This is a genomic window from Pseudomonas sp. A (genome assembly GCF_056270345.1).
In genome coordinates this window covers 5,658,445-5,670,128 of sequence record NZ_CM149873.1, presented here as the reverse complement: position 1 = coordinate 5,670,128, position 11,684 = coordinate 5,658,445, and the positions used below count along the sequence as shown (strand labels likewise).

The following is an 11,684-nucleotide window of genomic DNA, read 5'->3' as shown; positions in this document are numbered from 1 at the left end:
GCTGCGATGAAAACCATCAACTTCATGGGCGTGCGCAATGTCGCGTTCGCCATCACCGTGCTCCTCACCGTGCTGGCGCTGTTCAGCTGGTGGCACAAGGGTCTGAACTTCGGCCTGGACTTCACCGGTGGCACGCTGATCGAGCTCACCTACGAGCGTCCGGCGGACCTGGAAAAGGTCCGTACCGAACTGGTCGGTTCCGGCTTCCACGACGCCGTGGTGCAGAGCTTCGGCGCCACTACCGACCTGCTGGTGCGCATGCCGGGCGATGACCCGCAGCTGGGCAACCGCGTGGCCGAGGCGCTGCAGAAGATCGGCGGCGACAACCCGGCCACGGTCAAGCGCGTTGAGTTCGTTGGCCCGCAGGTGGGCGAGGAGCTGCGTGACCAGGGCGGCCTCGGCATGCTCCTGGCCCTGGGCGGCATCCTCATCTACCTGGCCTTCCGCTTCCAGTGGAAGTTCGCCGTGGGCGCGATCATCTCGCTGATCCACGACGTGGTGGTCACCCTGGGCATCCTGTCGTTCTTCCAGATCACCTTCGACCTGACGGTGCTGGCGGCGGTGCTGGCGATCATCGGCTACTCGCTCAACGACACCATCGTCGTGTTCGACCGGGTGCGCGAGAACTTCCGCGTGCTGCGCAAGGCCTCGCTGATCGAGAACATCAACATCTCGACCACCCAGACCCTGCTGCGGACCGTCGCCACCTCGGTGTCGACCTTGCTGGCCATCGCGGCGCTGCTGTTTTTCGGCGGCGACAACCTGTTCGGCTTCTCCCTGGCGCTGTTCATCGGTGTCATGGCGGGTACCTACTCGTCGATCTACATCGCCAACGTGGTGCTGATCTGGCTGAACCTGAGCAGCGAAGACCTGATCCCGCCGGTCAAGACCGAGGGTGTGGACGAGCGTCCGTAAGGCTTGTTCCGCGCCATTTGGCGTAAAGAGAGGCGCGAGTGTTGAACTCGCGCCTTTTTTTTTGCTCCAAGGCAAGGAGAAGGCGGGCCGGAGCCCGCGGGTACGATCAGGAGGTTCACGTGAACAAATCAATGCTGGTGGGTGCGGTTCTGGGTGCTGTCGGTGTGACTGCCGGAGGTGCTGTGGCGACCTACAGCTTGGTGAACAAAGGGCCTGAGTACGCCCAGGTCACCGACGTGCAGCCGATCAAGCAGCAAGTGAAGACGCCGCGTGAGGTCTGCAAGGATGTCACCGTGACGCGCCAGGCGCCGGTCAAGGACCAGCACCAGATTGCCGGTACGGTGGTCGGTGCCATCGCTGGTGGCCTGCTGGGCAACCAGATTGGCGGCGGTACCGGCAAGAAGATCGCCACCGTGGCCGGTGCGGTCGGTGGCGGCTATGCCGGCAACAAGGTGCAGGAAGGCATGCAGGAGCGTGATACCTACACCACCACGCAAACCCGCTGCAACACGGTCAATGACATCAGCGACAAGGTGGTGGGTTACAACGTGACCTATTCCATCGGTGACCAGGTGGGCAAGGTGAAGATGGATCACGAGCCGGGCTCGACCATCCCGCTGGACAAGAATGGCAAGTTGGTCCTGGGGCAGAACCAGCCGGGGCAGTAAGCGGCAAGTGCCCCCCCCCTGTAGGAGCGGCCTTGTGCCGCGAAAGGGGCGCGAAGCGGCCCCGGGATCTTCGGCATATATCAAGATTGCCGGGGCTGCTTCGCAGCCCTTTCGCGGCACAAGGCCGCTCCTGCAGGTCATCGTGCAGGCACAAAAAAAGCACCTCGAGAGGTGCTTTTTTTTGTGCTCGGCAATCGGCGCTTAGCGCTTCATGTGCTCCGGCAGGTGCGGCTGGATAGCAGTCAGCACAGCCTTGAAGCACTTGATGTTGCCCGCGACGATGTGGCCCTTCTCGAGGAAGTCGTGGCCACCGTTGAAGTCGCTCACCAGGCCACCGGCTTCCTGGATCAGCAGTACGCCTGCGGCCATGTCCCACTCGGACAGGCCCGACTCCCAGAAGGCGTCGAAGCGGCCAGCGGCTACATAAGCGAGGTCCAGGCTGGCGGAGCCGGCACGGCGGATGCCGGCGGTCTGGCCGGTCAGGGCGCGGAACATGCCCAGGTAGTTGTCCAGGTCGGCCATCTGGTTGTCACGGAACGGGAAGCCGGTACCCAGCAGCGCGCCTTCCAGGCTGGTGCGCGAGCTGACGCGCAGGCGGCGGCCGTTGATCTGGGCGCCACGGCCACGGCTGGCGGTGAATTCTTCCTGGCGAACCGGGTCGACGATCACGGCGTGCTCGAGGCGACCGCGGTATTTGCAGGCGATGCTGACGGCGAAGTGCGGAATGCCGCGCAGGAAGTTGGTGGTGCCGTCCAGCGGATCGATGATCCACAGGTAATCCTTGCCTTCTTCACCGCTGCCTGCATGCAGGCCGGTCTCTTCGCCCTGGATCGAGTGGTTCGGGTAGGCCTTGCGCAGGGCCTCGACGATGACCTTCTCGGCGGCGCGATCAACCTCGGACACGTAGTCCTTGGACTGCTTTTCGTCGACTTTGATGCTATCCAGGCGTTCGATGGAGCGGAAAATCAGTTCACTGGCGCTGCGAGCCGCGCGCAGGGCGATATTCAGCATAGGCTGCATGGGAAGGTCACCTGGAGATGTTAAAGAGGAAAGCCGATCATTCTAGCAGAAATCTTTGACGACAGAAGTGTCACATTTGCTTTCATGGCGTTACGCTGGTCGGTTCTGTAAGATCGAACCCTCCTGTTTCCGCATCCGAGAGCACGACACCTTGCTGCAAAATATTCGTGTTGTTCTGGTCAATACCAGCCACCCCGGCAACATCGGCGGCGCTGCGCGTGCCATGAAAAACATGGGCCTGTCGCGCCTGGTGCTGGTGCAGCCAAAAGAGTTTCCGGCCGCGGACGCCAGCGCCCGCGCCTCGGGCGCCGACGACGTGCTGGACAACGCCCAGGTGGTCGACAGCCTCGAGCAGGCGCTGGTCGGCTGCAGCCTGGTCATGGGCACCAGCGCCCGTGAGCGCAGCATCCCCTGGCCGTTGATCGACCCGCGCGAGTGCGGGGCGAAGGCCGTGGCCCAGGCCATGGGCGGCGAAGAGATCGCCCTGGTGTTCGGGCGCGAGCACGCCGGCCTGACCAACGAAGAACTGCAGCGATGTCACTTCCACGTGCACATTCCCTCGAACCCCGACTTCAGCTCGCTGAATCTGGCCGCCGCCGTCCAGGTGCTCTCCTATGAGGTGCGCATGGCCTGGCTGGCAGGGCAGGGCGCGGCGGCGAAGGTCGAGAAGGTCGAAGCCAGCGAGCTGGCGACCATGGACGAAATGGAGCTGTTCTACGACCACCTGGAAAAGACCCTGGTGGACATCGGCTTCCTCGATCCCGAGAAACCCAAGCACCTGATGGCGCGCCTGCGCCGGCTGTATGGGCGAAGCTCGGTCGAGCGTCCGGAAATGAGCATTTTGCGCGGCATTCTTACCGAGACCCAGAAGGTCGCACGGGGCGAGCCGCATAAAAGGAAGGACTGACAGATGTTCGAGCGTCTGCGTGAAGATATCCAGAGCGTTTTCCATCGTGACCCGGCGGCGCGCAACGCCTTCGAGGTCCTGACCTGCTACCCGGGGATGCATGCCATCTGGCTGCACCGCCTGGGCAATGCCCTGTGGCGGCGCGATTTCAAATGGCTGGCGCGGCTGGTGTCGAACTTCGGTCGCTGGATGACTGGCATCGAGATCCACCCGGGGGCGACCATCGGCCGGCGTTTCTTTATCGACCACGGCATGGGCATCGTCATCGGCGAGACCGCCGAGATCGGTGACGACGTGACCCTGTACCAGGGCGTCACCCTCGGTGGCACCAGCTGGAACAAGGGCAAGCGTCACCCGACCCTGGAAAACGGCGTGGTGGTCGGTGCCGGGGCCAAGGTGCTGGGCCCGTTCACCGTCGGCGCCGGGGCCAAGATCGGCTCCAATGCCGTGGTCACCAAGGCGGTGCCGGCCGGCGCCACGGCGGTGGGGATTCCGGGACGGATCATCGTCAAGACCGAGGATGACGCCGTCGAGGCCAAGCGCAAGGCCATGGCCGAGAAGATCGGTTTCGACGCCTATGGCGTCAGCGGCGACATGCCCGACCCGGTGGCCCGCGCCATCGGCCAGATGCTCGACCACCTGCAGGCCGTCGACGAGCGCCTGGAGGGGATGTGCGGCGCGCTGACTCGGATGGGCAGTGACTACTGTGCCAAGGAGCTGCCGGCGCTGCCCGACGACGACTTCGCCGCGGCCTGCGCCGAGCTGAAGCAGGGCGACACTCAGTCGCATTGATTGCGCCGGGCCGACACAAGGGGCGTGTGCTTGCGCCCCTTGTCTGCTACACTCGCGCCCGCCTCCCGCATGCATACCCGACTAAAGCACTAGGTCTAATAGTTGACTTAAATGCTCGGGAATCGCATACTCGCACACATCCTGTAACTCCCGTGGTACCCATACGCCATGCGACTGACTACCAAAGGCCGATACGCCGTGACCGCCATGCTTGACCTGGCGTTGCACGCGCAGCATGGGCCGGTGTCTTTGGCCGATATTTCCGAGCGCCAGGGCATCTCCCTCTCTTATCTGGAGCAGCTGTTCGCCAAGCTGCGCCGCAGCAGCCTGGTTTCCAGCGTTCGCGGTCCGGGCGGCGGCTACCAGCTGTCGCGGGGCATGGAAACCATCCAGGTGGCCCAGGTCATCGACGCGGTCAACGAATCGGTCGATGCCACCCGTTGCCAGGGCCTGGGGGACTGCCACGCCGGTGATACCTGCCTGACTCACCACCTGTGGTGCGACCTGAGCCAGCAGATCCATGAATTCCTCAGTGGCATCAGCCTGGCCGACCTCGTCATGCGCCGCGAGGTGCAGGAAGTCGCCCAGCGCCAGGACCTGCGCCGTGTCGCAGGCCGAGTTGCCCAGCTGGACAAGATTGAGACGTCCGCCGTCGACTGAAACCGCAGCGACGAGCGACGCCACCGCCTGATAGGAGATACTCAATGAAGTTGCCGATCTACCTCGATTACTCCGCGACCACGCCGGTCGATCCCCGTGTCGCCCAGAAGATGGCCGAGTGCCTGCTGGTCGACGGGAACTTCGGCAACCCGGCCTCGCGCTCCCACGTGTTCGGCTGGAAGGCCGAGGAAGCAGTCGAGAACGGCCGCCGCCAGGTCGCCGAGTTGATCAACGCCGACCCACGCGAGATCGTCTGGACCAGCGGTGCCACCGAGTCCGACAACCTCGCCCTGAAGGGCGTGGCGCACTTCTATCAGACCAAGGGCAAGCACATCATCACCTCCAAGATCGAGCACAAGGCGGTCCTGGACACCGCTCGCCAGCTCGAGCGTGAAGGTTTCGAAGTCACCTACCTCGAGCCTGGCGAAGACGGCATCGTCACCCCGGCCATGGTCGAGGCTGTCCTGCGCGACGACACCATCCTGGTCTCGCTGATGCACGTGAACAACGAAGTCGGCTCGATCAACGACATCGCCGCCATCGGTGAACTGACCCGTTCGCGTGGCGTGCTGTTCCACGTCGATGCCGCCCAGTCGGCCGGCCGCGTCGAGATCGACCTGCAGAAGCTCAAGGTCGACCTGATGTCGTTCTCCGCGCACAAGGTCTACGGCCCGAAAGGCATCGGCGCGCTGTACGTCAGCCGCAAGCCGCGCGTGCGCCTGGAAGCCATCATTCACGGCGGTGGCCATGAGCGCGGCATGCGTTCGGGCACCCTGCCGACCCACCAGATCGTCGGCATGGGCGAAGCCTTCGCCATCGCCAAGCAGGAAATGGCCACTGAAAACGTGCGCATCAAGGCCCTGAGCGACCGCTTCTTCAAGCAGGTCTCGGACCTCGAGGAGCTGTACGTCAACGGCAGCCAGACCCAGCGCGTGCCGCACAACCTGAACCTGAGCTTCAACTACGTCGAGGGCGAGTCGCTGCTGATGTCGCTGAAGGACATCGCCGTTTCGTCCGGTTCGGCCTGCACCTCCGCTTCGCTCGAGCCGTCCTACGTCCTGCGCGCCCTGGGCCGCAACGACGAACTGGCGCATAGCTCGATCCGCTTCTCCTTCGGCCGCTTCACCACCGAAGAAGAAGTCGACTACGCCGCGCAGGAAGTCTGCAAGGCCGTGAACAAGCTGCGTGAATTGTCGCCGCTGTGGGACATGTACAAAGACGGCGTCGACATCTCCAAGATCGAGTGGGCCGCCCACTAAGCAGTCGCCGGCAAGAGCGGCTCCCTGATGAGGAAGGAATTGCACCATGGCATACAGTGAAAAGGTCATCGACCACTACGAAAACCCACGCAACGTCGGCAAGATGAATGCCGAGGATCCGGATGTCGGTACCGGCATGGTCGGCGCTCCAGCGTGCGGCGACGTGATGCGTCTGCAGATCAAGGTCAACGAGCAAGGCATCATCGAAGACGCCAAGTTCAAGACCTACGGCTGCGGTTCGGCCATCGCCTCCAGCTCCCTCGCCACCGAGTGGATGAAGGGCAAGACCCTGGACGAAGCCGAAACCATCAAGAACACCCAGCTGGCTGAAGAGCTGGCACTGCCGCCGGTCAAGATCCACTGCTCCGTGCTCGCCGAAGATGCCATCAAGGCCGCTGTTCGCGATTACAAGCAGAAGAAAGGCTTGATCTAAGTCGACTGTCGCGAGGTAAGGAGTTCCGATGGCTATCAGCATGACAGAAGCCGCCGCCAACCACATTCGCCGCTCCCTCGACGGGCGCGGCAAGGGTGAGGGCATTCGCCTGGGCGTGCGCACCACCGGCTGCTCGGGCCTGGCCTATGTGCTGGAGTTCGTCGACGAGCTCGCCGCCGAAGACCAGGTGTTCGAGAACCATGGCGTGAAGGTCATCATCGACCCGAAAAGCCTGGTCTACCTCGACGGCACCGAGCTGGACTTCGTCAAGGAAGGGTTGAACGAAGGCTTCAAGTTCAACAACCCCAACGTGCGCGGTGAGTGTGGCTGCGGCGAAAGCTTCAACGTCTGAGGCTGGCCGTGGGTACTCCTTGTCATTTCGCCCTGTTTGAGCTGCAACCCGGTTTTCGCCTGGACCTCGACAAACTGGCTGTTCGCTACCGCGAGCTGGCCCGCGAGGTCCATCCGGACCGTTTCGCCGACGCTTCCGAGCGCGAGCAGCGCGTAGCCCTGGAAAAGTCGGCGGCCCTCAACGACGCCTACCAGACCTTGCGCAGCGCGCCGCGCCGGGCCCGCTACCTGCTGGCCATCGGCGGCCACGAGGTGCCCCAGGAAGTCACCGTGCACGACCCGGACTTCCTGTTGCAGCAGATGCAGTGGCGCGAAGAGCTCGAAGAGCTGCAGGACGAAGCCGACCTCGACGGCGTCGCCGTGTTCAAGAAGCGCCTCAAGGTCGCCCAGGACACGCTGAACGAGGATTTCGCCGCCTGCTGGGATGTTGCTGCAGAGCGTGAGCAGGCCGAGCGCCTGATGCGCCGCATGCAGTTCCTCGACAAGCTCGCCCAAGAAGTGCGCCAACTCGAAGAGCGCCTCGACGATTAACCCCGGCGTTGCCCGTGATGACGCCTAAGGTACTCAGATAAGCATGGCCCTACTGCAGATCGCCGAACCCGGTCAGAGCCCCCAGCCGCACCAGCGCCGCCTGGCGGTGGGCATCGACCTGGGCACCACCAATTCTCTCGTCGCCGCCGTGCGCAGCGGGCGCAGCGAGCCGCTGCCCGATGCCCAGGGTAGTGTCATCCTGCCGTCCGCCGTGCGTTATCTCGACAACGCTGTCGAAGTCGGCCTGGCCGCGCGCGAGGCTGCCCCCAGCGACCCGCTCAACAGCATCCTGTCGGTCAAGCGCCTGATGGGGCGCGGCCTGGCGGACGTCAAGCAGCTGGGCGAGCAACTGCCGTACCGTTTTGTCGGCGGTGAATCGCACATGCCGTTCATCGACACGGTCCAGGGCCCGAAAAGCCCGGTGCAAGTGTCGGCCGATATTCTCAAGGTGCTGCGTCAGCGCGCCGAGCAAACCCTAGGTGGCGAGCTGGTCGGCGCGGTAATCACCGTGCCGGCCTATTTCGACGACGCCCAGCGCCAGGCCACCAAGGACGCCGCCAAGCTGGCCGGCCTCAATGTCCTGCGCTTGCTCAACGAGCCGACCGCAGCTGCCGTGGCCTATGGCCTGGACCAGGATGCCGAAGGCGTCGTGGCGATTTTCGACCTGGGCGGCGGCACCTTCGATATCTCCATCCTGCGCCTGACTGCCGGTGTCTTCGAGGTGCTGGCCACCGGTGGTGACACCGCCCTGGGTGGCGATGACTTCGACCATGCGATCGCTGGCTGGATCATCGAGCAGGCCGATTTGTCCGCCGACCTCGATCCGGCCACCCAGCGCCTGCTGCTGCAGACCGCTTGCGCGGCCAAGGAAGCCTTGACCGACAGTGACGCCGTCGGCGTCCAGCATGGTGCCTGGCAGGGCGAGCTGACCCGTGCCGCCTTCGAAGCCATGATCGAACCGATGATCGCCCGCAGCCTCAAGGCCTGCCGCCGCGCCGTGCGCGACAGCGGCATCGAGCTGGAGGAAGTCGGGGCGGTGGTCATGGTCGGTGGTTCGACCCGTGTGCCGCGTGTGCGCGAGGCGGTCGGCGCGCTGTTCGGCCGTACTCCGCTGACCTCGATCGACCCGGACCAGGTGGTGGCCATCGGTGCCGCCATCCAGGCCGACACCCTCGCCGGCAACCGTCGCGAAGGCGGTGAGCTGCTGCTGCTCGACGTCATCCCGCTGTCGCTGGGTCTTGAGACCATGGGCGGGCTGATGGAGAAGGTGATCCCGCGCAACACCACCATTCCGGTGGCCCGCGCCCAGGAGTTCACGACTTACAAAGATGGCCAGTCGGCCATGATGATCCACGTGCTGCAGGGCGAGCGCGAGCTGATCAGCGACTGCCGTTCCCTGGCGCGCTTCGAGCTGCGCGGCATCCCGGCCATGGTCGCGGGCGCGGCGAAGATCCGCGTGACCTTCCAGGTCGACGCCGACGGCCTGCTCAGCGTCGCGGCCCGCGAACTGGGTTCGGGGGTGGAATCGAGCATTCAGGTCAAGCCGTCCTACGGCCTGACCGACGGCGAGATCGCCCGCATGCTCAAGGACTCCTTCGAGCATGCCGGCTCCGACAAGCATGCGCGCCAGTTGCGCGAGCACCAGGTCGATGCCGAGCGCCTGCTCGAGGCGGTGCAGGGCGCCCTGGACGCCGATGGCGAGCGCCTGCTCAGCAGTGACGAGCGCGACGCGATCGAATTCCAGATGCAAGAACTACGTGATTTGCTGACCGGCACCGATGGCGCCGCCATCGAGCAACAGACCAAGCGTCTGTCGCAGGTGACCGATGCATTTGCCGCCCGTCGCCTTGATTCGACGGTCAAAGCCGCACTGGCCGGGCGCAACCTGAATGAGATCGAGGAGTAACCGATGCCGCTGGTGACATTCCTGCCGCATGAGAAGTTCTGCCCCGAGGGGTTGACCGTGGAAGTGCCGACCGGGACCAACATCCTGGAACTGGCCCACGACCATCACATCGAGATGGAAAGCGCCTGCGGCGGCGTCAAGGCCTGCACCACCTGCCATTGCATCATCCGCAAGGGCTTCGACTCCCTTGAAGAAGCGGACGAGCTCGAAGAGGACATGCTGGACAAGGCCTGGGGCCTGGAGGCGCAGTCGCGCCTGGGCTGCCAGGTGGTCGTCGGCGATGAGGACCTCACCATCGAGATCCCCAAATATTCGCTCAACCACGCCGCCGAAGCGCCGCACTGAGGGCCTGTACATGAGTCTGAAATGGGTTGATGTACTTGAGATCGCCATCCAGCTTGCGGAAAGCAAGCCCGAGGTCGATCCTCATTACGTGAATTTCGTCGATCTGCGCGCGTGGGTCATGGCTCTGCCGGACTTCGATGACGATCCGTCGCGTTGCGGCGAGAAGGTTCTCGAGGCCATCCAGGCGGCCTGGATCGAAGAAGCCGACTGAGCGCACGCCGCAGGTTAGGCAATCCCCTGGAACCCGCGTATAATTCGCGGGTTTAATTTTTCGCAACACTCAATATTCTGGAGTTTTCCATGGCTGTTCAACGTACTTTCTCGATCATCAAGCCTGACGCCGTCGCTAAAAACGTCATCGGCAAGATCACCACTCGCTTCGAAGAAGCCGGCCTGAAAATCGTCGCTTCGAAAATCAAGCAACTGTCCAAGGCCGAAGCCGAAGGCTTCTACGCCGAGCACAGCGCTCGTGGCTTCTTCGGTGACCTGGTTGCCTTCATGACTTCGGGCCCTGTCGTTGTTCAGGTTCTTGAAGGCGAAAACGCCATCGCTCTGAACCGTGAGCTGATGGGCGCCACCAACCCTAAAGAAGCTGCTCCAGGCACCATCCGTGCCGACTTCGCCGAGTCGATCGACGCCAACGCCGTTCACGGTTCGGACTCCGAAGCTGCCGCTGCTCGCGAAATCGCTTACTTCTTCGCTGCTACCGAGGTAACCACTCGCTAAGCGAAAGCTTACGGGTGAGGGTGAATCCATGACGACATCGACTGACAAGATCAACCTGCTGGGGCTGACCCTGGCGGAAATGGAACAGTTCTTCGACTCAATCGGGGAGAAGCGCTTCCGTGCCGGTCAGGTGATGAAATGGATTCACCATTTTGGCGTCGATGATTTCGCCGCCATGACCAATGTCGGCAAGGTCTTGCGCGAAAAGCTCGAGGCCGTTGCCGAGATTCGCGGTCCGGAGGTGGTCAGTGAAGACATTTCCGCCGACGGTACCCGCAAGTGGGTGGTCCGCGTTGCCTCCGGCAGCTGCGTCGAGACCGTCTACATCCCCACCGACGATCGCGGCACCCTGTGCGTGTCGTCGCAAGCCGGCTGTGCCCTGGACTGCAGCTTCTGCTCCACCGGCAAGCAAGGCTTCAACAGCAACCTCACCGCCGCCGAAGTGATCGGCCAGGTGTGGCTTGCCAACAAATCCTTCGGGACCGTCCCGGCCAAGATCGACCGCGCCATCACCAACGTGGTCATGATGGGCATGGGCGAACCCCTGCTGAATTTCGACAATGTCATCGCCGCCATGAAGATCATGATGGAAGATCTGGGCTATGGCATTTCCAAGCGTCGCGTCACCCTGTCCACCTCGGGCGTGGTGCCGATGATCGACGAGCTGGCCAAGCACATCGACGTGTCGCTGGCCCTGTCGCTGCACGCGCCGAACGACGAACTGCGCAACAAGCTGGTGCCGATCAACAAGAAGTACCCGCTGAAGATGCTGCTGGAGTCGTGCATGGGCTACATGTCCACCCTCGGCGGCAAGCGCGTGCTGACCATCGAGTACACCCTGCTCAAGGATGTCAACGACCAGCCCGAGCATGCCGCGCAGATGATCGAACTGCTGCGTGATGTGCCGTGCAAGATCAACCTGATCCCGTTCAACCCGTTCCCGCATTCGGGCTACGAGCGACCGAGCAACAATGCCATCCGTCGCTTCCAGGACCTGCTGCACCACGGCGGCTTCAACGTGACCACCCGCACCACCCGCGGTGACGACATCGACGCCGCCTGCGGTCAGCTGGTGGGTCAGGTCAACGACCGTACCCGCCGCAGCGAGCGCTACATCGCCGTACGTCAGCTGGCTGCCGACGAGCCGCAAGACAGCGCTGCGCGCCCCTGA

Annotated in this window: 15 protein-coding genes; 14 read left to right on the top strand and 1 reads right to left on the bottom strand. The window is 63.5% G+C overall.

Annotated elements, in window-relative coordinates; all coding sequences use genetic code 11:
• The first annotated feature begins 6 nt into the window (after positions 1–6).
• Together secF and AC0MAZ_RS25280 are read left to right on the top strand one after the other, a co-directional pair.
• Positions 7–915 (top strand): protein translocase subunit SecF, encoded by a 909-nt coding sequence (secF, locus tag AC0MAZ_RS25285; RefSeq protein ID WP_110735797.1) that lies wholly within the window; start codon positions 7–9, stop codon positions 913–915.
• Positions 916–1,034: 119 nt separating this feature from the next.
• On the top strand, positions 1,035–1,583 hold the full coding sequence (locus AC0MAZ_RS25280) for a glycine zipper 2TM domain-containing protein (RefSeq protein ID WP_050704355.1): 549 nt from the start codon (positions 1,035–1,037) through the stop codon (positions 1,581–1,583).
• A 201-nt stretch (positions 1,584–1,784) separates the two neighbouring features.
• Here the strand turns inward: AC0MAZ_RS25280 and suhB are convergent, their stop codons facing one another.
• Positions 1,785–2,603: a type III secretion system regulator SuhB gene (gene suhB, locus AC0MAZ_RS25275; protein ID WP_110735793.1), complete on the bottom strand. Its 819-nt coding sequence runs from the start codon at positions 2,601–2,603 to the stop codon at positions 1,785–1,787.
• 151 nt (positions 2,604–2,754) lie between these two features.
• Between suhB and trmJ the strand changes: the two genes are divergently transcribed.
• The 12 genes from trmJ to rlmN all read left to right on the top strand — a co-directional run bounded on the left by trmJ (position 2,755) and on the right by rlmN (position 11,684).
• Positions 2,755–3,510, top strand: a complete 756-nt coding sequence (trmJ, locus tag AC0MAZ_RS25270) for a tRNA (cytosine(32)/uridine(32)-2'-O)-methyltransferase TrmJ (RefSeq protein WP_203650711.1) — start codon at positions 2,755–2,757, stop codon at positions 3,508–3,510.
• Between the two features lie 3 nt (positions 3,511–3,513).
• Positions 3,514–4,302, top strand: coding sequence for a serine O-acetyltransferase (cysE, locus tag AC0MAZ_RS25265; protein WP_028689587.1), 789 nt, complete (start codon positions 3,514–3,516; stop codon positions 4,300–4,302).
• A gap of 168 nt (positions 4,303–4,470) precedes the next feature.
• Positions 4,471–4,962, top strand: coding sequence for a Fe-S cluster assembly transcriptional regulator IscR (gene iscR / locus AC0MAZ_RS25260; RefSeq protein WP_050704358.1), 492 nt, complete (start codon positions 4,471–4,473; stop codon positions 4,960–4,962).
• A 44-nt stretch (positions 4,963–5,006) separates the two neighbouring features.
• Entirely contained in the window at positions 5,007–6,221 is a 1,215-nt protein-coding gene (locus AC0MAZ_RS25255) for an IscS subfamily cysteine desulfurase (protein WP_232855676.1), read from the top strand.
• A gap of 46 nt (positions 6,222–6,267) precedes the next feature.
• The gene (gene iscU / locus AC0MAZ_RS25250; RefSeq protein ID WP_007929523.1) at positions 6,268–6,654 is read left to right on the top strand and encodes a Fe-S cluster assembly scaffold IscU; all 387 of its coding nucleotides are present in this window, start codon (positions 6,268–6,270) and stop codon (positions 6,652–6,654) included.
• Between the two features lie 28 nt (positions 6,655–6,682).
• Positions 6,683–7,006, top strand: coding sequence for an iron-sulfur cluster assembly protein IscA (gene iscA, locus AC0MAZ_RS25245; protein ID WP_023630636.1), 324 nt, complete (start codon positions 6,683–6,685; stop codon positions 7,004–7,006).
• 8 nt (positions 7,007–7,014) lie between these two features.
• Positions 7,015–7,536, top strand: coding sequence for a co-chaperone HscB (hscB, locus tag AC0MAZ_RS25240; RefSeq protein ID WP_110735787.1), 522 nt, complete (start codon positions 7,015–7,017; stop codon positions 7,534–7,536).
• 43 nt (positions 7,537–7,579) lie between these two features.
• Positions 7,580–9,442 carry a Fe-S protein assembly chaperone HscA gene (hscA, locus tag AC0MAZ_RS25235; protein ID WP_203650716.1) on the top strand — a complete coding sequence of 621 codons (1,863 nt, stop codon included), beginning with the start codon at positions 7,580–7,582 and terminating at the stop codon, positions 9,440–9,442.
• 3 nt (positions 9,443–9,445) lie between these two features.
• Positions 9,446–9,787, top strand: a complete 342-nt coding sequence (gene fdx, locus AC0MAZ_RS25230; RefSeq protein ID WP_028689592.1) for an ISC system 2Fe-2S type ferredoxin — start codon at positions 9,446–9,448, stop codon at positions 9,785–9,787.
• Positions 9,788–9,797: 10 nt separating this feature from the next.
• Positions 9,798–9,998 carry a Fe-S cluster assembly protein IscX gene (gene iscX, locus AC0MAZ_RS25225; RefSeq protein ID WP_028689593.1) on the top strand — a complete coding sequence of 67 codons (201 nt, stop codon included), beginning with the start codon at positions 9,798–9,800 and terminating at the stop codon, positions 9,996–9,998.
• Positions 9,999–10,087: 89 nt separating this feature from the next.
• Positions 10,088–10,513 (top strand): nucleoside-diphosphate kinase, encoded by a 426-nt coding sequence (gene ndk / locus AC0MAZ_RS25220; protein ID WP_011532343.1) that lies wholly within the window; start codon positions 10,088–10,090, stop codon positions 10,511–10,513.
• A gap of 28 nt (positions 10,514–10,541) precedes the next feature.
• Positions 10,542–11,684: a dual-specificity RNA methyltransferase RlmN gene (gene rlmN, locus AC0MAZ_RS25215; RefSeq protein ID WP_028689594.1), complete on the top strand. Its 1,143-nt coding sequence runs from the start codon at positions 10,542–10,544 to the stop codon at positions 11,682–11,684.